Raw genomic sequence first — 24,378 nt, 5'->3', positions numbered from 1 at the left:
CTGGGACGATGATCCTGGGTATCGGAGTGGACATCGTCGACATCGCCCGCTTCGAGGCGGCTCTCGAACGCACACCGCAGCTGCGCGAGCGGCTGTTCACCGACGTCGAACGTCCGCTGCCGACGCATTCGCTGGCCGCCAGGTTCGCCGCCAAGGAGGCCGTGGCCAAGGCGCTCGGCGCGCCCAGGGGGCTCGGGCACCTGGAGGCCGAGGTGCGCTGCGACGAGCTGGGCAAGCCGGAGCTGCACGTGTCGGGCAAGGTCGCCGACGTGGCGTACGGCCTCGGGGTCAAGCGCTGGCACCTGTCGCTCAGCCATGACGGGGGCGTCGCCGTGGCCTACGTGATCGCGGAGGGATAGCTTCGGATCATGCGCGCGAGGGCGTGCCGTCGCGTGGAGGAGCGGCGGGAGCGAAGCGACCAGAGCGGGGAGAGGCGGCGGCATATGGCGACCGAGCAGCCGAACGGAGTGAGGCCATGAAGACCGCCTACACCGCCGACCAGATCCGGGACGCCGAGCGCACGCTGATGGCGCGCCTGCCCGAGGGCGCCCTCATGCAGCGGGCCGCCCACGGTCTCGCCGCCGCCTGCGCCGACCTCTTGGGCCGGGTGTACGGCGCCCGCGTCGTGCTCCTGATCGGCAGCGGCGACAACGGCGGTGACGCCCTCTACGCCGGCGAACGCCTGGCCCGCCGGGGAGCCCGGGTGGAGGCCGTCCTGGCCGGCTCCAGGACGCACGAGGCCGGCCTGCGCGCCTTCCTGGCCGCCGGAGGCCGCGTCCCCGGCCGGGCGGCCGTCGAGGACGCCGACCTGATCGTGGACGGGCTGGTCGGCATCGGCGCCCAGGGCGCGCTGCGCGAGCCGTACGCCCGGCTGGCCGAGGAGGCGAACGCGGCCCACGGCACGATCGTCGCGGTCGACGTGCCGAGCGGCGTCGAGGCGAGCACGGGGCGGGTCGCGGGCGCGGCGGTGCGGGCGCGGGTGACGGTGACGATGGGGGCGTACAAGACGGGCCTGCTGGTCGATCCCGGGGCCGCGCACACGGGCAGGGTCGAACTGGTCGACATCGGGCTGGGCCCCTTCCTGCCCGATCCCGACGTGGCGGCGCTGACCCGCGCGGACGTGGAGGACCTGCTGCCCAGGCCCGGCAACGAGTCCGACAAATACCGCAGGGGCGTGCTCGGGGTGGCCGCGGGCAGCGACCTGTACACCGGCGCGGCCGTACTGGCCGTGGGCGGCGCGCTGCGGGCGGGCGCGGGCATGGTCCGCTACGCGGGCACCCACGAGCCGGTCCGGCAGGTGCGCGCGCACTGGCCGGAAGCGGTGGTCACCCCGCTCGACCGGCCGTCCGTCGAGGACGTCGGCCGCGTCCAGGCGTGGCTGCTCGGCCCCGGGCTCGGCACCGGCGACTGGGCGCACGAGCTGGCCGCCCGCGTGCTGGCCTCGGACGTCCCGGTGCTGATCGACGCCGACGGGCTCACGCTGGTGGCCCGCGACCGGTCGTTGCTGCGCAGGCGGGCGCCCGTGCTGATCACGCCGCACGCGGGCGAGTTGTCGCGGCTGATCGGCGTGAGCCGCGACGACATCGAGGCCGCCCGGCTGGAGCACGCCCGCCGGGCCGCCGCCGAGCTGGGCGTGACCGTGCTGCTCAAGGGCTCGACCACGGTGGTGGCCGAGGAGGCCAGGCCGGTCCGGGTGAACGAGACCGGCACGTCCTGGCTGGCCACCGGGGGCACCGGCGACGTGCTGTCGGGCGTGGCGGGCGCGCTGCTGGCCCAGGGGCTGTGCTGTTACGACGCGGGCTCCGTCGGCGCGTACGTGCACGGGCTGGCGGGCCGGCTGGCCGCGCGCGGGGCCCCGCTCACCTCCGCCGGGGTGGCGGCGGCCGTACCGGAGGCGATCCGCTCCGTCCACGGCGAACCCCGCCCCTGAGCGGCGGAAACCGCGCTCGACCACCCGTCTGAGCTGCCACACTGGAGAGATGTACTCCTCGATGGCCACCCCCGCCGAGGCGCGGGTCGACCTGGCCGCGATCAGGCACAACGTGACCCTGCTGAAGGAGCGGGCGGGCGGCGCCGAGCTGATGGGTGCCGTCAAGGCCGACGCCTACGGCCACGGGCTGGTGCCCTCGGCCAGGGCCGTCCTTGAGGGTGGCGCGTCCAGGCTGGGCACGGCGTTCGTCGCCGAGGCGCTGGCGTTGCGCGAAGGCGGCGTCACGGCGCCCGTCCTGGCCTGGCTGATCACCCCCGGTGAGCCCCTCGACCGGGCCGTCGAAGAGGACATCGAGCTGTCGGCCGCGCACGAGGGCCTGCTCGACGAGATCGCCGCCGCCGCCCGTCGCGCGGGCCGCCCGGCCAAGGTCCACCTGGAGGCCGACACCGGCATGAGCAGGGGCGGCGCGCCCCTGGCCGCCTGGCCGGGCCTGCTGGGCAGGGCGCTGGAGCTGCGGGCGGAGGGCGTCGTCGAGATCGTCGGCCTGTGGTCCCACTTCGCCTGCGCCGACGTCCCCGGCCATCTGTCGGTCGGTCAGCAGCTGGAGGCGTACGAGAGCGCGCTGAAGCTGGCCGAGCAGGCGGGCGCCGCCGGGTCGTCGGTGATCAGGCACCTGTCCAACTCGGCCGCCGTCATGACCCTGCCGGCCGCCCGCTTCGACCTGGTCAGGCCGGGCATCGCCATGTACGGGCTGAGCCCCGTCCCCGAGCTGGGCGACTTCGGGCTGCGTCCGGCCATGACCCTGACGGCCAGGATCGCGCTCGTCAAGCGGGTCCCTGAGGAGTCGGGGGTCTCCTACGGTCACCTCTACGTCACCGACCGCGAGACCACCCTCGGCCTCGTGCCGCTCGGCTACGCCGACGGCATACTCCGGCACGCGACGGGAAGAGCCGAGGTGCTGGCGGGCGGGCGCCGCCGGAAAGTGGCGGGCCGGGTGTGCATGGACCAGTTCGTGATCGACGTCGGCGACGACCCCTTGTCGCCGGGCGACGAGGTGGTGCTGTTCGGCCCCGGCGACGGGGGCGAGCCGACCGCTCAGGAATGGGCGGATACCCTCGGCACGATCACGCATGAGATCGTGACCAGGATCGGTTCCCGGGTGCCACGGGTCCACCAGCATGTGACGACGGGCACTCCGGAGCGGCCATGAGCGGAGAAGGATCGGGGACATGACGACGACAACACGGCGGCGCAGGGTCGGGATCGCCGGCGCGATCGTCGGAGCGGCGTCGGCCGGTGTCGCGGCGGCGGCTCTGGCCAAGCGCTACGCGGTCGGCCGGATCAGGCTGCGGCACGACGAGGAGGCCAGCGAGCCGTTCGGCGAGCTGCGCGGCAGGGAGCGCACGCTCGTCACCTCCGACGGGGTCGCGCTGCACGTCGAGATCGACGGCCCTGAAGACGCGCCGCTGACGATCGTGATGTGCCACGGCTACTGCCTCAACCTCGAATCGTGGCACTACCAGCGCAAGGAGCTGCGCGAGAACTACCGCATGGTGCTGTGGGACATCCGCTCCCACGGCCGTTCGCAGCGCGGCACGGCCGACGACAGCACGATCGACCGGCTGGGCCAGGACCTCGCCGAGGTGATCGAGGAGTTCGTGCCCGGCCCGTGCGTGGTGGTCGGCCACTCGATGGGCGGCATGACCATCATGGCGCTGGCCGACAGCCACCCTGAGCTGTTCGGCGAGAAGATCCGGGCGGCCGCGCTCATCGCGACCTCGGCGGGCAAGCTGGCCGAGCTGACGCTGGGGCTGCCGGCGATGGTGTCCAAGGCCGTGCACAAGGTGGCGCCGTCCACGGTGTCGCTGCTGGGCAGGAAGGGCTCGCTGGTCGACAGGACCCGGCACGCGGGCAGCGACATCGCCTTCCTGATCACCCGCTACATGGGCTTCGGCGACTCCGCGAACGTGAGCCCGACCGTGGTCGACTTCGCCGAGTCGATGATCAGGCAGACCCCCACCGAGGTGTTCGCCGCCTTCTACCCGGCCCTGATGAACCACGACAAGCTGTCCGCGCTGCACGTCCTCGACCCGGTCCCGACCGCCGTCGTCTACGGCGAGCGCGACTGGCTGACCCCGCCCGACCACAGCAGGGCCATCGCGGCGGCGCTGCCCAAGGCGCAGCTCACCGAGGTCCCCGACACCTCCCACCTGATCCAGCTGGAGCGCCCGGGGATCGTCAACGACGCGCTGCGCGACCTGATCAAGCGAGTGGAGTTGTAGTGCGACTGGCGACAGCGGAGGACATGCGGGCCTACGGCGCGCGCCTGGCGGCCCACCTGCGTCCCGGAGACCTGATCGTGCTGTCCGGCCCGCTCGGCGCGGGCAAGACCACGCTGGTCCAGGGCATCGCCGAAGGTCTCAAAGTACGCGGGCCGATCACCTCGCCCACCTTCGTGATCGCCAGGGTGCACCCGTCGCTGCGGCAGGGCCCGCCCCTGGTGCACGCCGACGCCTACCGGCTCGGCGGCGACCTTGAGGTCGACGACCTCGACCTCGACGCCTCGCTGGAGGAGTCGGTCACCGTGGTCGAGTGGGGCGAGGGCCTGGTCGAGGGGCTGGCCGAAGACCGGCTGGAGATCCACATCGACCGGGAGACCGGCGACGACGCCCGCCTGGTGACCCTGCGCCGGGTGGGCGCCCGGTGGGCCGACACGCCGTCTGATCCGGCCGAAGGCTAAAACGTCCGTCAATTCCTGGCAAAGCTGTCACCCTTGACGTACCTGTCCGAAGACATAAATCATGATCGTTGGTCAGGGATTTGCCCAGAATTTCTGGGTATCAGGAGGGGCGACATCCGCTTTTTTGGTGGATGCTGGGTGCAAGACGGCAAAGTGGGGTGCGGCGGTGCTCAGGGTCAGGCGAGTCGCGTACGCGGGTGCCATCATGGTGGTCGGGCTGACCGGGTGTGCGGCCTCGGCCGAGACCACCCCGACAGCCACACCGACAGCCACAGCCACGACGTCCACCACCGCCACCACGACGGCCACGACCACGGCGACAGCCACGCCGGCCGCCAAGAGGCCGAGCATCGCGGTCCAGCTCAACCCCGACCGGGTCACCGCCGGGGAGACGTCCAAGGTGTGGATCCTGGCCAACTGCCCGCTGCCGTCCGGCGGCCCGGCCCACACCGGCACCGCGACCTCGAAGGCGTTCATCAACGGCGTCCCGCTCAACCCCGTGCCGGCCGGATCGGCCACGCCGGCCGCGACCAGCACCCCGGCCAACGGCTCGCCCTGGGTCCGGGGTGAGGCGACGGTCTCGGGCACGGTCAAGCGCGGCTCGTACACCGTCGACGTCAAGTGCGACGGCACCAACGACGTCGGCAAGGCCACGCTCAAGGTGGTCAGGGCCGAGGCCGAGCCGACCGGCGTGCCGACCAAGGCGCCCAAGGCCGGCGGCGGCGGCACCTTCGGCCGCGACGTGGACGACGAGTCCTCGATCCCGCTGGGCCCGGCGGGCGCGCTGGTCGCCCTGGTCCTCGTCGGAGGCGCGGTCATGGTGGTCAAGCGGCGCAGCCGGGCGTGACCGATGGCACGTCCAGGACGGGTGGTGCTCGCGGGCGCCGTCACGGGCCTGCTGCTGGTCGCCTTCGGCAAGAGCATGCAGAACTCCTCCTCCACCCCGGCGGCGAGCGTGGTGCCCAAGAGCATCGACATCCCGTCGCTCGACCTTGAGGCCCCGCTGATGAAGCTCGGGCTGAGCAAGGACGGCGAGGTCGAGCTGCCGCCGTACGAGAAGCCGAAGATGGCCGGCTGGTACAGCGGCAGCGCGGTGCCCGGCGAGAGGGGCGCCTCGGTGATCATCGGCCACGTCGACACCAAGACCGCCCCCGCCGTGTTCTACAAGCTCAGGCAGTTGCGCAAGGGCGAGACCGTCAAGGTGGAACGCAGCGACGGCAAGGTCGTCAGCTTCAAGGTGGACGCCATCGAGCAGGTCTCCAAGGACCACTTCCCGGCCCGGCGCGTGTACGTCGACGAGGGGCTCAAACTGGTGACCTGCGGCGGCAAGTTCGACTACTCCAGAGGCGAGTACGTCGACAACATCATCGTCTACGCCTCCCGAGCCTGATCATGGGGATATGAGCACAGACAGCAATCCGCCGGCGTCCGGCGCCCGCGTGCCCTGGGAAGAGGTCAATCCGCTGGTGCGTGAGGCGGTCGAGGGCTTCCTCGGCGACCGGGTCGTGGAGGCCGTCACCCAGGAGGGCGGCTTCTCCCCGGCGGCCGCCGTGCGCCTGCGGACGAAGGGGGGCCGGCGCGCGTTCGTCAAGGCCGTCGGCCCCGAGCCCAACCCCGACAGCGTGCGCATCTACCGCTCCGAGCTCAGGAACGCCGCCGCGCTGCCCGAGTCGGTCCCCGCGCCGAGGTTGCTGACGGCGTTCGAGCTGGAGGGCTGGGTGACGCTGGTCTTCGAGGACGTCGAGGCCGCGCCCCGCGATGCCCTGGCGGCGCGACGAGCTCGACCGGGTGCTCACGGCCCTGAAGGAGATGGCCGCCGCGCTCACCCCGTCGCCGATCGAGGCGTCCACGGTCGGCGAGGTCATGGGCGACTCCTTCCAGGGCTGGCGCAGGCTCCTCGGCGAGGACGCCGCCGGGCTCGACCCGTGGGCGCTGCGCCACCTGGCCGAGCTGGCCGAGCTGGAGTCCGGCTGGGAGACGGCGGCGGCCGGCGACACCCTGGTCCACGCCGACCTGCGGGCCGACAACATCATGCTCACGCCCGACCGCGTCTACGTGGTCGACTGGCCGTGGGCCTGCCTGGCCGCGCCCTGGTACGACCAGGTGGCCATGCTGCCGTCGGTCGGCATGCAGGGCGGTCCCGCCCCGCACGAGCTGTTCGACGACCCCGACCCGGCGGTCACCGCGGTCGTCGCGGCCCTCACCGGCTACTTCGTCCGGCAGGGCCGGCAGCCCGATCCGCCGGGGCTGCCCACGCTCAGGGCGTTCCAGCGGGCGCAGGGAGTGGTCGCGCTGGAGTGGCTGAAACGGCGTACCGGCTGGGTGTGACCCGTCCGGCGGGTAGGCTAGACAGTCGTGCTGGTCCTGGCCTTTGATACCGCGACGCCCGCCGTCACCGCCGCCCTCCACGACGGTGAGCGGGTGCTCGCCGAGTCCACGACGATCGACGCCCGCCGCCACGGCGAGCTGCTCGTCCCCACCATCGAACGCGTGCTGACCGAGTCGGGCGCCGCCCTGCGTGACGTGACGGCCGTCGTCGCGGGCAGCGGCCCCGGGCCCTACACGGGCCTGCGCGTCGGCCTGATGACCGCCCAGGGGCTCGCGACGACGCTCGCCGTCCCCGCGTACGGCATCTGCACCCTCGACGCGGTCGCCTACGGCAGCGGGCTCGGCGAGCCGTTCCTGGCCGCCACCGACGCCCGGCGCAAGGAGGTGTTCTGGGCGCGCTACCAGGACATGCGCACCCGGCTCGACGGCCCGTTCGTCGACCGGCCCGCCGACGTGCCCGTCGAGGGCCTGCCGGTCGTGGGCGCCGGCGCCGCGCTCTACCCCGACGTCCTGGGGAGCCACGACGCCCCGCCCTACCCCTACGCGGGCGCGCTGGCCGCGCTGGCCGCCGAGCGGCTGGCCGCGGGCGTCCCGCTCGACCCGCCGCGGCCCATCTACCTGCGCAGGCCCGACGCCGTGGTGCCGGGCGCGCCCAAGAGGGTGACGGCGTGAGACTGCGGCCGATGACCGGGGCCGACCTGCCGGCGGTCATGGCGATCGAGCGGGCCACGTTCCCGCTCGACGCGTGGAGCGAGGGCATGATGCGCGGCGAGCTGGCCGACATGCCGCGTTCGCGCCACTACGTGGTGGCCCTGGCCGACGACGAGATCGTCGCCTACGCCGGCATCGCGGTCGCGGCCGACCAGGCCGACGTGCAGACCATCGCCGTGCTGGAGAAGCACCAGGGCACCGGCATCGGCAGCGCGATGCTGACCGAGCTGCTGGCCGAGGCGCGGCGCAGGGGGGCGCGCGAGATCTTCCTGGAGGTGCGCGCCGACAACCCGCGCGCCCAGGCCGTCTACCGGCATTTCGAGTTCGAGGAGATCGGCACCCGCCGCCGCTACTACGACGACGGCACCGACGCGATCATGATGAGAAGGAAGCTGGATGGCTGACGCACCCCTGGTCCTGGGCATCGAGACGTCGTGCGACGAGACCGGCATCGGCATCGTCAGAGGTCACACGCTCCTCGCCAACACCATCGCCTCCAGCATGGACGAGCACGCCAGGTACGGCGGCGTGGTGCCCGAGGTCGCCTCCCGCGCGCACCTGGAGGCCATGACCCCGACCGTGGAGGCGGCGCTGGCCGAGGCCGGGCTCAGGTTCTCCGACATCGACGCCATCGCCGTCACCGCCGGGCCGGGCCTGGCCGGGGCGCTGCTGGTGGGTGTGGCCGCGGCCAAGTCCTACGCGCTGGGCCTCGGCGTGCCGCTCTACGGCGTCAACCACCTGGCCGCCCACGTGGCCGTCGACCAGCTCGAACACGGGCCGCTGCCCAAGCCGTGCATCGCCATGCTGGTCTCCGGCGGCCACTCCTCGCTGCTGCTGGTGCCCGACGTGGCCGAAGACGTGATCTCGCTCGGCTCGACCGTCGACGACGCGGCCGGCGAGGCGTTCGACAAGGTGGCCCGGGTGCTCGGGCTTCCCTTCCCCGGCGGCCCGCACATCGACAGGGCCGCCCGCGAGGGCTCCGGCACCGCCGTGACCTTCCCCCGGGGCAAGATCGACGACGGCACGCTCGACTTCTCCTTCTCCGGGCTCAAGACCGCCGTCGCCCGCTGGGTGGAGGCGCGCGAGGCGTCCGGGCAGTCGATCCACGTGCCCGACGTGGCCGCGTCCTTCCAGGAGGCCGTGGTCGACGTGCTGACCCGCAAGGCGTTGCAGGCGTGCAAGAAGTACGACGTGCACGACCTGCTGATCGGCGGCGGCGTGGCGGCCAACTCGCGGCTGCGGGCGCTGGCCCAGGAGCGCTGCGACAAGGCGGGCGTACGGCTGCGGGTGCCCCGGCCGGGGCTGTGCACCGACAACGGGGCCATGGTCGCCGCTCTGGGGTCCGACCTGGTGGCGGCGGGGGTCACGCCCTCGACCCTGGAAATCCCGGCGGACTCGTCGTTGCCGATCACGACCGTCCACGTCTGAGCCCTGGCGGGCCGGAAGGCCGGCGGTGCGGCGCGGGTGTGCCGCACCGCCGGGGGCTTCAGTCTTTCGTCCTGGTGGGCCGGAGCAGGGCCTCGGCCAGCGCCAGCATGGTCTCCTCCAGCGCGGCCAGCCGCTTGGTGAGGTCGTCGGTGGCGGGCTGGACGATGCCGCTGACCGTCTCGCTCAGCTCGTCGCGGTCGGGCCGGGAGCGCACCAGTTCGGTGAGCGCGTCGGCGGCGGCCGACAGGCGGTCGGCCTGCGCGCCGGCCTGTGACTCGATCAGCTCGCCGACCCGCTCGGGGATGGCCAGGGCCGCCGGGAGCTGGCTGACGTGCTGGTTCATGGCCTGGACGCGGTCGTCGACCGACTCCAGGTGCGCGCCGGCCTGATCGGCGCGGGCGGCCAGGCCGTTGAGGTGCGTGTCGAGGCCGTTGAAACGGCTGTCGAGGCCGCTGAACTGGCCGTCGAGGGTGTCGAAGCGGGTGATGAGGTGCTCCTCGGCCTCGACCAGCCGCTCGTCGATCGACTCCATCTGGTTGTCCAGCTTGTTGAAACGGCCCTCGCTGCGGACGGCGGTCTCGGTGAGGCGCTGGTCGGTGGCCGAGGCGCGCTCGTCGAGCGAGCCCAGGCGGCCGTCGAGGGCGTCGAAGCGGTCGTCGTGGCGGACCAGGTGGCCGTCGATGGTGCCCAGGCGCTTGCCGAGACCGCCGAGCTGGCCGTCGACCGAGGTGAGGCGCTTGTCGACGCCGCTGATGCGGCCGTCGACGCCGTCGAGCCTGGTGTCGATGTCGGCCAGGCACTCGTCGGCCGACTCCAGCCGCCCGTCGAACCCGGTGAGCCGGGTGTCCAGCCCCAGAAGCCGGCCCTCGACCCGGTCGAGCCGGGAGTCGACGCCGTCGAGTCGCCCGCTGAGCCGCAGCTCGCTCTCCCCGAGCTGGACGGCGAGGTGCCGGTCGGCCTCGTCGAGGCGGCCGGTGAGCCGCTGCTCGACGTCGGACAGCCGGACCGTGAGCCGCTGGTCGGCCTCGTCGAGCTTGGCGGCCAGGCGCTCGTCGCCGCGGTCGAGCCGCTCGTTCAGGCGCTGGGTCAGCCGCTCGTCGGTCTCGTCGAGGCGGCCCGCCAGGCGCTTGTCGGCCTCGTCGAGGCGGGCGGCGATGTGCAGGTCGGTGTCGTCGAGCCGACCGGTCAGCCGCTGCTCGGCCGCGTCGATCTTGACCGCCACCTGCTGCGACGTGGCCACGACGCTCTCGGCCAGCCCGCCGACCACGCTCTCGACCCGTTCGGTGCGGCCCGACAGGTCGGCCACCGACTTGTCGAGCCGGGTGAAGCGGTTGGCCGCGGCCTCCATGCTGGAGTTGAGCTGGGTCAGCTTGCCGGCGAAGTCGGACATGCCCTGGGTGATGCCGTCGGTGGTGTCGAGCACCGACTGCAGGCGTTTGAGTGCCTCGTCGACGGCCTCGCCCACGGTGCCCAGATCCGCCCACAGGCTCGGCAGCTCGGCCACCGGCGCGACCCGGGCGTCGACGTGGCCGATCTTCTCCCCGACGGCGTCGACGTGGTCGCGTACGGCCTCGACGTGCTGGGCCAGGCCCTCCGCCCACATCGGCGGCTTGGCGGTGATGTCGTCGAGCCGCCCGCTCACCGATTCGAGGGTGCCGCTCAGGCCGCCGAGCTCGCGTTCGCGCACCTCGCGCAGCAGCCACTCCATGCCTTCAAGACGCTGGCGGATCTCGTCGAGCACGGCTCCCTGGGTGCGCTGCTCGTAGACGTGGTCCTGGGCGGCGCGCGCGAGGAGGTCCCGCATCCTCTCGGAGATGGCGGACTGGCCGCCTGCCTGCAGAAGGGTGGTGTGGTTGGAATGGTCCACCGAAAGGCTCCTTCGCTCGCCGACGGTCTGCCGCGCAGCGGTGGGATAGGTCCGGTTTGCAGATGAAAAGGCGAGTACGCGGGTTACCGCATAAGGGGGAGAACTCCCGCCCGTCCACCTTAGCCTTTCGATCAAGGTCCGGCAGGGCCGAAGTGAAAGATCGTATTTAGCGGAAGAATGACCGCTTTGGTTTGTTCAGGCAGGTGAGATGGGGTTGCAGATGATAACCGAAGGCTTATCGAGAATGCGGGTCAGGATAATGACGACCGAGTTCTCGCCGGAAAGTCGGAGATCGGCTCGCAGGCGTTCGATGTCGACCGCCGAAGCGCGCTTCTTGATGGTGACATTTCCGATCCGCCGTTCACGGAGGGCCGCGCGGAGCCTTTTCAGCGAGAACGGCATGACCTCGTCCACCTCGTATCCGGCGGCCCACGGGGTGTGCCCCGGCTCGTCGGTGGTGATGTAGGCGATCATGGGGTCGGGTAGGCGTCCGTTGATCATTTCGGACACCTCGCCCACGAGGTGGGCCCGGATCGCGGCGCCGTCGGGCTCGTAGACGTAGCGGCCCACGGGGCCGACGGGGGCCTGCGCCCCGGTGGCGGCCAGGGTGTGCCCGCCGGGCAGCAGGGTGGCGCGGCGGGCGAAGCCGGTGCCGTCCGCCGGGCCGTTCCCCGGGCCGGTCCAGAGGGTGGCCTCCTTGACCTCGCCCTTGTAGGAGACCCATTCGGCCTCGGCGCCCTCGGGGACGAACTCGTACGGGATGCCGGGGGCGACCTTCAGGCAGGCCCGCGGGGCCCGCGCGACCAGGTCGAGCACGACCGGCCAGGGCGGCGAGTACGCCATGGGGTCGAACGTCCGGCCCTTGCCGCTGCGCCGGGCCGGGTCGGCGAACAGCGCGTCGTACTCCTCGGGCCGGACCCGCGCCGCGTCGCCCACGCGCACCCGCACCCGGTCGGCCAGCCCGAGCGCGCCGGCGTTTGCCGCGGCCACGGCCACGGTGAGCGGGTCGAGGTCGACGGCGTCGACGGCGCAGCCGGAGCGGGCGAGCGCCAGGAGGTCGCCGCCGACTCCGCAGCAGGCGTCGATCACCCGCCCGCCGCCCATGCGGCGGGCGCGGTGGTCGGCGACCTCCCGGCGGGTGGACTGCTCCAGGCCGTGCGGGGTGAAGTACATGACCGCCGCGTCCGCGCCGAACTTCGCCCTGGCGCGCTCCCGCAGCGCCGCCTGCGTCAGGGCGGCGGAGGTGAGCGCCGCGTCGTAGGTGCGGCGCAGCCTGGTCGCCGCCGCGACCGGATCGGTCCCGGCCAGCTCCGCGGCCTCGGCGAGCGCCCGCTGCCCGCGCGGGGTCAGCAGCTCGCCGAAGGCGTCGAGATCCATGTACGCACTCCGCTCACAACTCGGGATCGCCCATAACTCGCAATCGCTCACAAAGAGGTGTCGCCCAGGGACACCAGCAGCCTGCGCAGCAGCCCGGCCAGCGCCTCGCGCTCCTCCTCGGACAGCCCGTCGAGCAGCCGCTCCTCGTTGGCGGCGTGCAGGACGAGCATCTCGTCGGCGACCCTCCTGCCCTCGTCGGTGAGGGCGACCAGCGTCATGCGGCGGTTGTGCGGCGCGGGCCAGCGGTGGACCAGGCCGCGCCGGACCAGGTGGTCGATCCGGTTGGTGAGCGCGCCGGGGCTGACCATGGCCGAGGAGGACAGGTCCTTCATGCACATGGTGGCGTCGGCGCCGCTGCGCAGGAGCGTGGCCAGCATGTCGAACTCCCACGCCTCAAGCCCGTGCTCGGCGAAGAAGTCCTTCACGCCGCGCTCCAGCAGGCGCGAGGCGCGCGAGACCCGGCCGATCACGCCCATCGGGGACACGTCGACGTCGGGCCGTGTCCGCGCCCACTGTCCGAGTATCGCGTCGACCGCGTCATCCACGGGATCACCCTATCAAAGCTTCGACGTTGAAATGTTCGGGGTCGTGCGGTACTGTCCACGACGTCGAAATGTTCAACGTGGAAATTTTCGAGGTGGGGATCATCATGAAGGTGCTGGTGCTGGGCGCGACCGGGTACATCGGCGGCGCGGTGGTCGAGCGGCTGTCCGACCATGGGCACGAGGTGGCCGTCCTGGTGCGGCCCGCCGCCGACGGGTCCCGGCGGGTGCCGGGCGTGGCGGACGAGCGCTACGGGGACCTGGCCGACGCCGCGGCGCTGACCGCCGCGATCACCCCGGACATCGAGGCGGTCGTGGTCGCCGCCCAGCTCAGCGGCGACAGGGAGACCGACCTCGCCTCGATCGGCGTGCTCGCCGCGTCGGGCCGGAAGGTCGTCTTCACCAGCGGCGTGTGGGTGCTGGGGGCCACCGCCGACGGGCACGAGGACAGCCCGGCCGACCCGATTCCGCTCGTGGCGTACCGGCACGAGATCGAGCGGCTGGTCATCGAGGGCGGCGGCTCGGTGATCCGGCCCGGCGTCGTCCACGGGCGCGGCGCGGGCATCCCGGCCCTGCTGCGCGCCCAGGCCGCCGAGCGCGGCTCCGGCGTGTACGTCACCGCCGGAGGCGAGCCGCCCACCTGGACGTTCGTGCACGTCGACGACCTGGCCGACCTCGTCGTCGCCGTCCTGGAGAGGGGCGGCGCCCGCGTCTACCACGGCATCAGCGAGGAGGCCGTGCCCGTCACCGACGTGGCCGAGGCGGCGGCCCGGTCCGCGGGCGTCAAGCCGCAGGCCGAGCCCTGGCCGCTGGCCGAGGCTGCCCAGGTGCTGGGGACGGGCTTCGCCGAGGCCCTGGCGCTCGGCCAGCGCATCAGCGCGACACGCACGCGCGCCGAGCTCGGCTGGACCCCCTCCCGGCCCGGTGTCGTCGCCGATCTGGTCGAGGGCTCCTACGTCTGATCGCTCTGAGCAGACGCGTTCGTGTTGACTGTCAAGCCCCTCTTGCATATGTTTCCTGTTGGCACTCTCACCTTGAGAGTGCCAACGTGCGACGAGGCAGGTCTGACACCCGCGACGGCAGGCCCCGCTGGTCGCCTCTTCTAGATCATTCAAATCTGAAGGGGAGGTCCGATCGTGACGACCGCCACCAAGGTTCCCGTTAAGCCGCTCGGCGACCGCATCGTGGTTCAGCCGCTTGAGGCAGAGCAGACCACCGCTTCCGGTCTGGTCATCCCGGACACCGCCAAGGAGAAGCCGCAGGAGGGCAAGGTCCTCGCGGTGGGCCCCGGCAACTGGGATGAGGACGGCGACAAGCGTATTCCGCTCGACGTCTCCGAGGGCGACGTCGTCCTCTACAGCAAGTACGGCGGTACCGAGGTCAAGTACGGCGGCGAGGAGTACCTCGTGCTCTCCGCCCGCGACGTTCTCGCGATCATCGAGAAGTAGGCCGGTTGTGTCGAGCCCCGGGCGCTCTTGAGGGCCCGGGGCTTTCGACGCCAGGAGAGGACTTTCAGCAATGGCGAAGATCCTGCAGTTCGACGAGGACGCCCGCCGCGCGCTTGAGCGCGGTGTCAACGCCCTCGCGGACGCCGTGAAGGTAACCCTCGGCCCGCGTGGCCGTAACGTCGTCATCGACAAGAAGTTCGGTGCGCCGACGATCACGAACGACGGTGTGACCATCGCTCGTGAGATCGAGCTGGAGGAGCGCTACGAGAACCTCGGCGCCCAGCTCGCCAAGGAAGTTGCCACCAAGACCAACGACATCGCGGGCGACGGCACCACCACCGCCACCGTGCTGGCCCAGGCGATGGTCCGCGAGGGCCTGCGCAACGTGGCCGCCGGCGCCTCGCCGCTGTCGCTCAAGCGTGGCATCGACAAGGCCGCCAAGGAGATCAGCGACCGGCTGCTGGCCAGCGCTCGCGAGGTGGGCGACAAGAAGGAGATCGCCAACGTCGCCACCATCTCCGCCCAGGACGCCAAGATCGGCGAGCTGATCGCCGAGGCGTTCGACAAGGTGGGCAAGGACGGTGTCCTCACCGTCGAAGAGTCCAACGCCATGGGCATGGAGCTCGAGTTCACCGAGGGCATGCAGTTCGACAAGGGCTACCTGTCGGCCTACATGGTGACCGACCCCGAGCGCATGGAGTCCGTCCTGGAGGACGCGTACATCCTGCTCACCCAGGGCAAGATCTCCTCCATCGCCGACTTCCTGCCGCTGCTGGAGAAGATCGCCCAGACCAAGAAGCCGCTGCTCGTGGTCGCCGAGGACGTCGAGGGCGAGGCCCTGGCCGTCCTGGTCACCAACAAGATCCGCGGCACCTTCACCTCCGTGGCCGTCAAGGCCCCGGGCTTCGGTGACCGCCGCAAGGCGATGCTCCAGGACATGGCGATCCTCACCGGCGGCCAGGTCGTCAGCGAAGAGGTCGGCCTCAAGCTGGAGCACGTCGGCCTCGAGGTGCTCGGCACGGCCCGCCGCGTCGTCGTCACCAAGGACGCCACGACCATCGTCGACGGCGCCGGTGACCAGCAGGCGATCGAGGACCGCGTCAAGGAGATCAAGATTGCCATCGAGCAGTCCGACTCCGACTGGGACCGCGAGAAGCTGCAGGAGCGCCTGGCCAAGCTCGCCGGCGGTGTGTGCGTGCTGCGCGTCGGCGCCGCCACCGAGGTGGAGCTGAAGGAGAAGAAGCACCGCCTTGAGGACGCGATCTCCGCGACCCGCGCCGCGATCGAGGAGGGCATCGTCTCCGGCGGTGGCTCGGCCCTCATCCACGTGGGCAAGGAGCTCGACGACCTCGGCCTGACCGGCGACGAGGCCACCGGTGTCGGCGTCGTGCGCCGCGCGCTGGTCGAGCCGGCCCGCTGGATCGCCGAGAACGCCGGCCTGGAGGGCTACGTGGTGACCCACAAGGTCGCCGAGCTGCCCGCCGGCCAGGGCCTCAACGCCGCCACCGGCGAGTACGTCGACCTGATCGCCCAGGGCGTCATCGACCCCGTCAAGGTGACCCGGTCCGCGGTGCAGAACGCGGCTTCGATCGCGGGCATGCTCCTGACGACCGAGGTGCTCGTGGTGGACAAGCCCGAGGAGGAGGCTGCGGCCGCCGGCCAGGGCCACGGCCACGGCCACGGTCACTGACCCGCCTGGTTCCCCCCGCGCCTGTACGGCCCGCACCGGTTCCCTCCGGTGCGGGCCGTCGGCTTTTCCCGGCCCGTCCGGACGCCGCCGGGAGGGCGCCGTGGGGCCTCGGCGGCGCCGGGAAGCGGTCCCGCGCGGTGGGCGGCGCCCCCGGACCGGGGTTTCGGACGGGAGGCAAATACGCCTGAGGCTTCTGGGGCGTGAGCGGCCGGCGACGGGGAAAAGTGGGGGAAGAGGTGGATTATTGGAGTAAACCGGGAGTGCCGGTTAAGCGTCGGGGGCTGGCAATTGTCGTGCATTTCGGCTAATGGGGTGAAATATTATGTCAGTTTTTCGGGCTTAGTGTGGTCGTCTGATTACTGCTGGTTATCGTCGCTTCAATGTGACCAATCCGTAGCCGTTCGCCATGGGGACAGGCCGGATCAGTGCGGGCATCATGCCTATCGTGAGCGAGGGAAGCGTCGCCGACGCCAAAATTGGGGTAAGGCTCGCGTCGAGACTTCCGGCACGGACGGATGACTCCGACCTAAGGGAACTGACGAGCCTCGCCGTGCAGGGAGATCGCAGTGCGATCGAATCTCTGCTCGGGGAGTTGCGTCCCATGGTGGTGCGGTATTGCCGCGCCAGGCTGGGCAGGGTTTCAGGGCAATATCACATTGCCGATGACGTAGCCCAGGAGGTGTGCATCGCGGTGTTGTCCGCGTTGCCGCGATACCGGGACATGGGGCGGCCTTTCGCGTCCTTCGTGTTCGGGATCGCCTCGCACAAGGTGGCCGACGCGCTGCGCAGCTCGGTGCGCTCGGCCGTGCCCACCCAGGACCTGCCTGACGGGCCCGACGACGGCCCTGGGCCCGAGGAGACGGTGGTCCGCTACATCGAGGTCGAGCACGCGCGCAGGCTGCTGGCCAGGCTGCCCGACAACCAGCGGGAGTTGCTGCTGTTGCGGGTGGTGTCGGGGCTGTCGGCCGAGGAGACCGGTAATGTACTCGGTATGTCACCAGGTGCGGTCCGCGTAGCCCAGCATCGGGCGCTGGCCAGATTGCGGCAGATGGCCGAGCTGGAGTCGGCTTGACGCCGGAGGACGAGCTCCATGCGCTTCTTGCGACCGACGACCTGCTCCAGACCGACGAGCTGCTCGACGCGGTCGCACAGGGCCGGGCGCGGGACTCGTCCGACCCTGCGGTGCGGTTGCTGGGCGCGCTACTGGACGATGTCTCGGAAGTCGATCAGCGGCGCTCCTCCGTGTCGATGACGCCGTCGACGTAGCCTCGGGCGTACTCCCAGCTGACGTAGTCGGCGGGGTCGGGGTGGAAGGCCGGCTCGTGCACCTGGGGCTGGCCTTTCTCGATCATCTGGCGAAGGTTGCCGCGCAGCAGCTCCCAGTCGAAGAAGTGCTGCTCGCCGCACTCGGGGCAGTCGAGCACGAGGCCCAGCACCCCCTGCGGTTCGAGCAGGGAGCGAAAGACCTCGACGTCTGCCAGGTCGGTGATGGCCTCGTCGCGCTCGGCCGCGGTGAGTGGCTCGGCGTCGTCGAGAGCGCCCATCGCCGAGGACGGGTCGTTCGGGTCGTCCGCGAACGGGTCGCGGGGGACGTCTTCCAGCACCTTCCCACCATATGACCGAAGCGGCCCCGGCGGAGAGTATTAGCTGAGCCATCCCCGTCTGGCGGCCTCCACGCCGGCGTGGAACCGCGACTGCGCGCCCAGCTCGGCCATGGCGTCGGCGAACCTCGCGCGTACGGTCCGGACCGAGACGCCGAGCTGGCGGGCGATGGAGTCGTCGCAGACGCCCTGCGCGGCCAGGCGGAGCACCTGGACCATGCCGTCGCCCCTGTGCCCCCAGGGCAGGGGCACGGCGCGGCCCCACAACTCCTGGAACAACGAGCGCAGCATGCCGACGACGATCGGCGTGCGCACCAGGTAGAAGTTGTAGGCGTGGTCGGGCAGGTTGCCGCCCCAGAGCGCGGGCAGGCCGGCGACCTCGGGCCCGGCCGTCATGAACCAGCTCGGCACCCGGTCGAGCGTGCGCACCTTGCCGCCGGTGTCGAGGAGGCGGGTGAGCTGTTCGCGTACGCCCGGCAAGCTGAGCGTGGAGACCGGAATGATCACCTGGACGGTAAGAAGTTGCCGTTTCTGCGCATCAATCCATGGGTCCGCAAATTTACGAACGAAATCTGCCATTGTCCGCTCATCGGGGATTGCGGTCAACAACTCCATCGGCGGCGATTGCACGGCTATGCCGACGACGCTCTCGTAGAGGACGTCCGCGCCGTTCACCATCTCCACCGGAAATGTCCCACTCTGATAATCGCGGCCGGCGTCGTAGTCGTGGATCAGCCCGCGGATCGAGCCGAGCGCGGAATCGATCCTGCGGCTCTCCTCGGCCAGCCGGTCGAGCCGCTCGGCGATGACCCGGCCGAGCGCCGCCGCCGGGTGCCTGGCCAGGTACTCGCCGGACTGCTCGTCGACCACCCCCAGCTTGACCAGGTCGTCGAGCTGCCGCCCGACGTTCTCGACGGGGCCGTCCATGGCCTGGGCGAGGTCGGTGCGCGTGGCCCTGTGCAGGCGCAGCAACGCCGTGTACAGGGCGGTCTGCGCCGGGTCGAGGCCCAGCGTCTCGAAGGGCTCTGCAACACGCCGAGGCTGGTTTCGCATTATGGGCGGCTCCGTCGGGGGGACACGGGCGTGCCGCGAGGATAACCCCGTACCGCCTGCGTGTCCGGGCCTTGCCCGGAATCGTCGGCGGAACGTGCAACTTCGTGCAATTGCACGTTTTCACATTGCGTCGTGCCGTTGAGTGACGCAGGCTTTACCTAGCGTCGGCACCCTGAAGCGGGGCCCCGCGGCAGCCGCCATCAGGACGCGGAGGGGGGTTCGGTGGCGTGAACGCGCCGCGGGCCCGGGTGCCGGTGGCCGGGGGATGGGACGGATCACCGACCGTCCCATCCCCCGGCACTTTTGACGTTCCGGACGGCGAAGCCGGGAGGACGACGGACCATGGGGGCCGTCGTCCTCCCGGCTTCGTTGCGTTTTGGAGGCAGGCCCTAGACTTAGGTCAATCAGCGCAGAGGTCAGGAGGGGGCCGAGGCATGTCCAAGTTCACCGAGATGGGTTTGACCTTCGACGACGTGCTGCTGGTGCCCGGCTACTCCGATCTCCAACCAGGTGAGGCCGACACCGGCTCCCGTCTGTCACGGGACATCACGCTGTCCATCCCGCTCGTCTCCGCGGCCATGGACACCGTCACCGAGGCCCGTATGGCGGTCGCCATGGCGCGCCAGGGCGGCATCGGCATCCTCCACCGCAACCTGTCGGTGGAGGAGCAGGCCCAGCAGGTCGACCTGGTCAAGCGGTCCGAGGCGGGCATGGTGACCAACCCGGTCACCTGCAGCCCCGACGACACGCTCGCCGACGTCGAGCGGTTGTGCGCGACGTACCGGATCTCCGGGGTGCCGGTGACGGACGTGGCGGGCACGCTCGTCGGCATCGTGACCAACCGTGACATGCGCTTCGAGAACGACCAGACGCGTCCCGTGCGCGAGGTCATGACCAAGATGCCGCTGGTCACCGCGCCGGTGGGGGTGTCGCGTGACGACGCGTTCGCGCTGCTGCGGCAGAACAAGATCGAGAAGCTTCCCCTCGTCGACCCCGACGGCAGGCTGCGCGGCCTGATCACGGTCAAAGACTTCACCAAGAGCGAGCAGTACCCCCTGTCCACCAAGGACTCCGACGGCCGCCTGCTGGTCGGCGCGGCCGTGGGCGTCGGCGGCGACGCCGAGCTGCGGGCCAAGGCGCTGATCGAGGCCGGGGTCGACGTCGTCGTCGTCGACGTGGCCCACGGTCACTCCAAGGGGCTGGCCGACATGATCGCCAAGCTCAAGGCCAACAGCAAGGTCCAGGTCATCGGCGGCAACATCGCGACCAGGGCGGGCGCCCAGATGCTGGTCGACGCGGGCGCCGACGCGGTCAAGGTCGGCGTCGGGCCGGGCTCGATCTGCACCACCCGGGTGGTGGCCGGGGTGGGCGCGCCGCAGGTGACGGCCATCCACGAGGCGTCCAAGGCGTGCGGTCCCGCCGGGGTGCCGGTGATCGGCGACGGCGGCCTCCAGTACTCCGGCGACATCGTCAAGGCCATCGCGGCCGGCGCCGACACGGTCATGCTGGGCTCGCTGCTCGCCGGCTGCGAGGAGTCGCCGGGCGAGCTGATCTTCATCAACGGCAAGCAGTTCAAGTCGTACCGGGGCATGGGGTCGCTCGGCGCGGTGCGCAACCGGGAGCGCGGCGGCACCTCCTTCAGCAAGGACCGCTACGCGCAGGCCGACGTCGGCGGCGAGGACAAGTTCATCCCCGAGGGCATCGAGGGGCAGGTGCCCTACCGCGGGCCGGTCGCGGCCGTCGCCCACCAGCTCATCGGCGGGCTGCGCCAGGGCATGTGGTACGCCGGGTGCCGCACGATCACGCAGATGCACACCGACTGCGAGCTCATGCCGATCACGGCAGCGGGCCTCAAGGAGAGCCACCCCCACGACATCCAGATGACCGTGGAAGCTCCGAACTATCACAGAAGGTAAGTTCATGACTCAGCAGGTGGAGATCGGCCGGGGCAAGACCGGGCGGAGGGCGTACGCGCTCGACGAGATCGGGCTCGTGCCCTCGCGACGCACCCGTGACCCGGAAGAGGTGTCGATCGCCTGGCAGATCGACGCCTACCGGTTCGAGCTGCCCGTCGTCGTCGCCCCCATGGACAGCGTGGTCTCGCCCGCCACCGCGATCGAGATCGGCCGGCTCGGCGGCCTGGCCCCCCTCGACCTCGAAGGGCTCTGGACGCGTTACGAGGACCCCTCCCCGCTGCTGGAGGAGTGCGCCGCCCTCGACGCCGCGGCCGCGACCCGCCGGCTGCAGGAGATCTACGACGCGCCGATCAAGGAAGAGCTGATCGGGCGCCGGATCGAGGAGATCCGGGCGTCCGGGGTGACGACGGCCGTCCGCCTGTCGCCGCAGCGCACGGTCCAGTACCACAAGGCCGTGATCGACGCCGGGGTGGACATCTTCGTCATCCGCGGCACCACCGTCTCGGCCGAGCACGTCTCGGGCCGCGCCGAGCCGCTCAACCTCAAGCAGTTCATCTACGAGCTCGACGTGCCGGTCATCGTGGGCGGTTGCGCCACGTACACGGCGGCGCTGCACCTGATGCGCACCGGCGCGGCGGGCGTGCTGGTCGGCTTCGGCGGCGGCGCCTCGCACACCACCCGCAACGTGCTGGGCGTGGCCGTGCCGATGGCCACCGCGATCTCCGACGTGGCCGCGGCCCGCCGCGACTACATGGACGAGTCCGGCGGCCGGTACGTCCACGTGATCGCCGACGGCGGCATGGGCACCTCGGGCGACATCGCCAAGGCCATCGCGTGCGGGGCCGACGCCGTCATGGTGGGCTCGCCGCTGGCCAGGGCGTCCGAGGCCCCCGGGCACGGCTTCCACTGGGGCTCCGAGGCCCACCACCCCGACCTGCCGCGCGGCCGTCGCGTGGAGTTCGGCACGGTCGGGACGCTGGAGCAGATCCTGCACGGCCCCTCCAGCGTGGCCGACGGCTCGATGAACCTGATGGGCGCGCTCAAGCGCACGATGGCCTCCACCGGCTACTCCGACATCAAGGAGTTCCAGCGGGTCGAGGTCGTGGTCGCGCCGATCCAGCGCTGACCGGCGTCCAGTGACGGCTCCCGGAGGTTGCGGCCTCCGGGAGCCGAGTGCTTTTCCGGGGTTCTTGGGCGGCCGCCGTGTCGAATCGGGCGGCCGCCGTTCGTGTAGGACGTGCACAGGAACGCCCGTCTCGGCGAGGTGGTTACAGGATGTCCGATCAGGTGGAACGGGCCTTCCGGGAGGAGTACGGCCGGGCGGTGGCGGTGCTCGTCCGCGTGTTCGGCGACATCGACGTCGCCGAGGAGGCGGTGCAGGAGGCGTTCGCGGTGGCGGCGCGGCAGTGGCCGCAGGCGGGGCCGCCGCCGAGCCCGGCCGGCTGGATCATCACGACCGCCAGGAACCGGGCCGTCGACCGGTTGCGCAGGGAGTCGGGCCGCCACGACAGGCACGTGCAGGCGGCGCTGCTGCACGCTCGGGACGAGCCGGCCGAGGAGGGGCCCGTGCGGGACGAGCGGCTCCGGCTGATCTTCACCTGCTGCCATCCGGCGGTCGCCCCGCACGCGCGGGTGGCGCTCACGTTGCGGCTGCTCGGCGGGTTGAGCACGGCCGAGATCGCGCGCGCGTTCCTGGTGCCGGAGCCGACCATGGCCCAGCGGCTGGTCAGGGCCAAGAACAAGATCCGGCAGGCGGGCGTCCCGTACCGGGTGCCGGCGGCGGCGGACCTGCCGGACCGGCTGCGCGCGGTGCTGGCGGTGGTCTACCTGATCTTCAACGAGGGGTACACGGCCAGTTCGGGCGAGCGGCTGGTCAGGGAGGACCTGTGCGCGGAGGCCGTCCGGCTCGGGCGGCTGCTCGCCGAGCTGATGCCGGACGAGCCCGAGGTGTGGGGCCTGCTGGCGCTGATACTGCTGATCGAGTCGCGCAGGGCGGCGCGCACCGCGGACGGTGGCGGTGAGCTGGTCCCGCTGGCCGAGCAGGACCGCGCGCTCTGGGACCGCGCGCTGGTCGAGGAGGGGCAGGACATCGTACGGCGCTGCCTGCGGTGGGGGCGGCCGGGGCCGTACCAGGCGCAGGCCGCGATCAACGCCGTGCACGGCGACGCGGCGAGCGCGGGGGAGACCGACTGGGGGCAGATCGTCCAGCTTTATGACCTGCTGCTGACGTTCACGCCGGGGCCGGTCGTGGCGTTGCACCGCGCGGTGGCGGTGGCCGAGGTGGAGGGGGCCGAGGCGGGGCTGAGGCTGGTCGAGGGGCTTGAGGTGACAGGCTATTACCTGTTCCACGCCGTACGGGCCGACCTGCTGCGGCGGCTGGGGCGCGACGGGGAGGCGGCGCGGGCGTACGGCGAGGCGATCGCCCGCGCGGGCAACGAGGTCGAGCGAGAGTTCCTGCACCGCAGGCGCGCGACGTTGAGGGGGACGTGAGGGTGGACCGGGTGTGTGTGGTCACGGGGGCCAATCGGGGGATCGGGCTGGAGGTGGCCAGGCAGCTCGCGGCGGCCGGCGACACCGTGGTGCTGACCGCCAGGGACGAGCGCAAGGCCCGCGACGCCGCGGCGGGGATCCCCGGCGACGTGCTCGCGCGGCGGCTCGACGTCGCCGACGAGCGGTCGGCGGCCGGGCTGGCGCGGGAGCTGGAGTCGACCCACGGACGGGTCGACGTGCTGGTCAACAACGCCGCCATCCATTACGACACCTGGCAGCGGGCCTGCGAGGCGGACCTGGGCGTGGTGTCGGAGGCGCTGGAGACGAACCTACTGGGCGCCTGGCGGGTCACCCTCGCGCTGCTGCCGCTGTTGCGCGCCGGCGCGCACGGGCGGATCGTCAACGTCTCCAGCGAGGTCGGCTCGCTGGCCTCGATGGGCGGCGGCACGCCCGCGTACACGGTGTCGAAGACGGCGCTGAACGCGCTGACGAAGATGCTCGCGGCCGAGCTGCGCGGGGACGGCATCCTGGTCAACGCCGTCTGTCCGGGCTGGGTGGCGACCGACATGGGCGGCCCGGGAGGGCGGCCGGTCGCCGAGGGGGCGCGGAGCGTGTTGTGGGCGGCGGACCTGCCCGACGACGGGCCGACCGGCGGGTTCTTCCGCGACGGCCTGCCGTTGCCGTGGTGATCAGCGGGCATAGGTCATGAGGACCACACCGCCCTCGAACGGGCGGGCGCCGGTCAGGGTGAACGTGGTCGGCCGGAACGCCCCGTCGAACGCGGAGATGCCCGCTCCGGCGACCACCGGGTAGGCCTTGACGACCAGCTCGTCGATCTCGGGCAGCAGGGCCGCGGCCAGCTTGCCGCCGCCGCAGAGCCAGATGTCGAGGCCGTCCTCCTGCTTCAGGCGGCGCACCAGGCCGAGCGGGTCGCTCGCGACCAGTTCGACGGCCGGGTCGTCGATGCCGCCGAGCGTGCCCGACACGACGTACTGGCGCAGGTGGGCGTACGGGCTGGGGATGCCCGCCCGGAGCGCGGGCTCGTAGGTGCCGCGGCCCATCACGACGGTGTCGAAGCGCTGGTTGGGCGCGTCGAGGCCGAGCTGCGCCCTCATGTGGGTGGGCACGGTCTCCGGCACCTCCCCGTTGATGTAGCCCATCAGGGCGTCGCTCAGGGGGTAGAAGTCCACCTCGGCCTCGGGGCCGGCGATGTAGCCGTCGATGGAGACGCCGACGTAGTAGACAAGCTTTCGCATA

General features: G+C 71.7%; 26 protein-coding genes. 20 read left to right on the top strand and 6 right to left on the bottom strand.

The window, feature by feature from the left end; all coding sequences use genetic code 11:
* Positions 1-8 precede the first annotated feature (8 nt).
* From ACIHAD_RS04745 to tsaD, 11 genes are all read left to right on the top strand, one after another.
* Entirely contained in the window at positions 9-359 is a 351-nt protein-coding gene (locus ACIHAD_RS04745) for a holo-ACP synthase (protein WP_397352977.1), read from the top strand.
* Positions 360-475: 116 nt separating this feature from the next.
* A complete protein-coding gene (locus ACIHAD_RS04740) occupies positions 476-1,930 on the top strand; it encodes an NAD(P)H-hydrate dehydratase (protein WP_397352976.1) in 1,455 nt (484 codons plus the stop codon).
* Positions 1,931-1,991: 61 nt separating this feature from the next.
* Positions 1,992-3,140, top strand: a complete 1,149-nt coding sequence (gene alr, locus ACIHAD_RS04735) for an alanine racemase (RefSeq protein ID WP_397353050.1) — start codon at positions 1,992-1,994, stop codon at positions 3,138-3,140.
* Positions 3,141-3,159: 19 nt separating this feature from the next.
* The gene (locus tag ACIHAD_RS04730) at positions 3,160-4,212 is read left to right on the top strand and encodes an alpha/beta fold hydrolase (RefSeq protein WP_397352975.1); all 1,053 of its coding nucleotides are present in this window, start codon (positions 3,160-3,162) and stop codon (positions 4,210-4,212) included.
* On the top strand, positions 4,212-4,670 hold the full coding sequence (gene tsaE / locus ACIHAD_RS04725) for a tRNA (adenosine(37)-N6)-threonylcarbamoyltransferase complex ATPase subunit type 1 TsaE (RefSeq protein WP_397352974.1): 459 nt from the start codon (positions 4,212-4,214) through the stop codon (positions 4,668-4,670). Before ACIHAD_RS04730 ends, tsaE begins: the two co-directional genes overlap by 1 nt.
* A gap of 166 nt (positions 4,671-4,836) precedes the next feature.
* Positions 4,837-5,517, top strand: a complete 681-nt coding sequence (locus ACIHAD_RS04720) for a hypothetical protein (protein ID WP_397352973.1) — start codon at positions 4,837-4,839, stop codon at positions 5,515-5,517.
* 3 nt (positions 5,518-5,520) lie between these two features.
* Complete coding sequence (locus ACIHAD_RS04715; RefSeq protein WP_397352972.1) at positions 5,521-6,060, top strand: class F sortase; 540 nt, start codon at positions 5,521-5,523, stop codon at positions 6,058-6,060.
* A gap of 368 nt (positions 6,061-6,428) precedes the next feature.
* On the top strand, positions 6,429-6,998 hold the full coding sequence (locus ACIHAD_RS04710; protein WP_397352970.1) for a phosphotransferase family protein: 570 nt from the start codon (positions 6,429-6,431) through the stop codon (positions 6,996-6,998).
* A 27-nt stretch (positions 6,999-7,025) separates the two neighbouring features.
* Positions 7,026-7,670 carry a tRNA (adenosine(37)-N6)-threonylcarbamoyltransferase complex dimerization subunit type 1 TsaB gene (gene tsaB / locus ACIHAD_RS04705; protein WP_397352969.1) on the top strand — a complete coding sequence of 215 codons (645 nt, stop codon included), beginning with the start codon at positions 7,026-7,028 and terminating at the stop codon, positions 7,668-7,670.
* A gap of 11 nt (positions 7,671-7,681) precedes the next feature.
* On the top strand, positions 7,682-8,113 hold the full coding sequence (gene rimI / locus ACIHAD_RS04700; protein ID WP_397353049.1) for a ribosomal protein S18-alanine N-acetyltransferase: 432 nt from the start codon (positions 7,682-7,684) through the stop codon (positions 8,111-8,113).
* The gene (gene tsaD / locus ACIHAD_RS04695) at positions 8,106-9,137 is read left to right on the top strand and encodes a tRNA (adenosine(37)-N6)-threonylcarbamoyltransferase complex transferase subunit TsaD (protein WP_397352967.1); all 1,032 of its coding nucleotides are present in this window, start codon (positions 8,106-8,108) and stop codon (positions 9,135-9,137) included. The genes rimI and tsaD overlap by 8 nt, the downstream gene beginning before the upstream one ends.
* Before the next feature lie 58 nt (positions 9,138-9,195).
* On the opposite strand, the gene ACIHAD_RS04690 is transcribed toward tsaD, so the two are convergent.
* From ACIHAD_RS04690 to ACIHAD_RS04680, 3 genes are all read right to left on the bottom strand, one after another.
* Entirely contained in the window at positions 9,196-11,004 is a 1,809-nt protein-coding gene (locus ACIHAD_RS04690) for a hypothetical protein (protein ID WP_397352966.1), read from the bottom strand.
* Between the two features lie 195 nt (positions 11,005-11,199).
* Positions 11,200-12,381, bottom strand: a complete 1,182-nt coding sequence (locus ACIHAD_RS04685; protein ID WP_397352965.1) for a methyltransferase domain-containing protein — start codon at positions 12,379-12,381, stop codon at positions 11,200-11,202.
* A gap of 47 nt (positions 12,382-12,428) precedes the next feature.
* Entirely contained in the window at positions 12,429-12,926 is a 498-nt protein-coding gene (locus tag ACIHAD_RS04680; protein WP_397352964.1) for a MarR family winged helix-turn-helix transcriptional regulator, read from the bottom strand.
* A 77-nt stretch (positions 12,927-13,003) separates the two neighbouring features.
* On the opposite strand from ACIHAD_RS04680, the gene ACIHAD_RS04675 reads away from it, so the two are divergent.
* From ACIHAD_RS04675 to ACIHAD_RS04655, 5 genes are all read left to right on the top strand, one after another.
* On the top strand, positions 13,004-13,885 hold the full coding sequence (locus ACIHAD_RS04675) for an NAD-dependent epimerase/dehydratase family protein (RefSeq protein WP_397352963.1): 882 nt from the start codon (positions 13,004-13,006) through the stop codon (positions 13,883-13,885).
* A gap of 171 nt (positions 13,886-14,056) precedes the next feature.
* The gene (groES, locus tag ACIHAD_RS04670) at positions 14,057-14,371 is read left to right on the top strand and encodes a co-chaperone GroES (RefSeq protein WP_226899011.1); all 315 of its coding nucleotides are present in this window, start codon (positions 14,057-14,059) and stop codon (positions 14,369-14,371) included.
* Between the two features lie 70 nt (positions 14,372-14,441).
* Complete coding sequence (gene groL, locus ACIHAD_RS04665) at positions 14,442-16,061, top strand: chaperonin GroEL (protein ID WP_397352962.1); 1,620 nt, start codon at positions 14,442-14,444, stop codon at positions 16,059-16,061.
* A 436-nt stretch (positions 16,062-16,497) separates the two neighbouring features.
* Positions 16,498-17,133, top strand: coding sequence for a sigma-70 family RNA polymerase sigma factor (locus ACIHAD_RS04660; RefSeq protein ID WP_090930520.1), 636 nt, complete (start codon positions 16,498-16,500; stop codon positions 17,131-17,133).
* Positions 17,130-17,327, top strand: a complete 198-nt coding sequence (locus ACIHAD_RS04655; RefSeq protein WP_397352961.1) for a hypothetical protein — start codon at positions 17,130-17,132, stop codon at positions 17,325-17,327. The genes ACIHAD_RS04660 and ACIHAD_RS04655 overlap by 4 nt, the downstream gene beginning before the upstream one ends.
* On the opposite strand, the gene ACIHAD_RS04650 is transcribed toward ACIHAD_RS04655, so the two are convergent.
* The gene (locus tag ACIHAD_RS04650; protein WP_090930411.1) at positions 17,288-17,665 is read right to left on the bottom strand and encodes a DUF5319 domain-containing protein; all 378 of its coding nucleotides are present in this window, start codon (positions 17,663-17,665) and stop codon (positions 17,288-17,290) included. The genes ACIHAD_RS04655 and ACIHAD_RS04650 overlap by 40 nt on opposite strands.
* 39 nt (positions 17,666-17,704) lie before the next feature.
* Entirely contained in the window at positions 17,705-18,715 is a 1,011-nt protein-coding gene (locus ACIHAD_RS04645) for a LuxR C-terminal-related transcriptional regulator (RefSeq protein ID WP_397352960.1), read from the bottom strand.
* Positions 18,716-19,149: 434 nt separating this feature from the next.
* Here ACIHAD_RS04645 and guaB point away from each other — a divergent pair, with 434 nt between their 5' ends.
* From guaB to ACIHAD_RS04625, 4 genes are all read left to right on the top strand, one after another.
* Entirely contained in the window at positions 19,150-20,631 is a 1,482-nt protein-coding gene (gene guaB, locus ACIHAD_RS04640) for an IMP dehydrogenase (RefSeq protein ID WP_397352959.1), read from the top strand.
* Positions 20,632-20,635: 4 nt separating this feature from the next.
* Positions 20,636-21,757, top strand: coding sequence for a GuaB3 family IMP dehydrogenase-related protein (locus ACIHAD_RS04635; protein WP_352362831.1), 1,122 nt, complete (start codon positions 20,636-20,638; stop codon positions 21,755-21,757).
* Positions 21,758-21,906: 149 nt separating this feature from the next.
* Positions 21,907-23,121 (top strand): RNA polymerase sigma factor, encoded by a 1,215-nt coding sequence (locus tag ACIHAD_RS04630; protein WP_397352958.1) that lies wholly within the window; start codon positions 21,907-21,909, stop codon positions 23,119-23,121.
* An 11-nt stretch (positions 23,122-23,132) separates the two neighbouring features.
* Positions 23,133-23,810, top strand: a complete 678-nt coding sequence (locus tag ACIHAD_RS04625; RefSeq protein ID WP_397352957.1) for an SDR family NAD(P)-dependent oxidoreductase — start codon at positions 23,133-23,135, stop codon at positions 23,808-23,810.
* On the opposite strand, the gene ACIHAD_RS04620 is transcribed toward ACIHAD_RS04625, so the two are convergent.
* Positions 23,811-24,377 carry a dihydrofolate reductase family protein gene (locus tag ACIHAD_RS04620; RefSeq protein WP_397352955.1) on the bottom strand — a complete coding sequence of 189 codons (567 nt, stop codon included), beginning with the start codon at positions 24,375-24,377 and terminating at the stop codon, positions 23,811-23,813.
* Position 24,378 lies beyond the last annotated feature (1 nt).

Source organism: Nonomuraea sp. NPDC052265, from assembly GCF_044547985.1.
Lineage (GTDB): Bacteria > Actinomycetota > Actinomycetes > Streptosporangiales > Streptosporangiaceae > Nonomuraea.
Note: the sequence above shows the minus strand (reverse complement) of the source record. Positions and strands in the feature narration are given on the sequence as shown.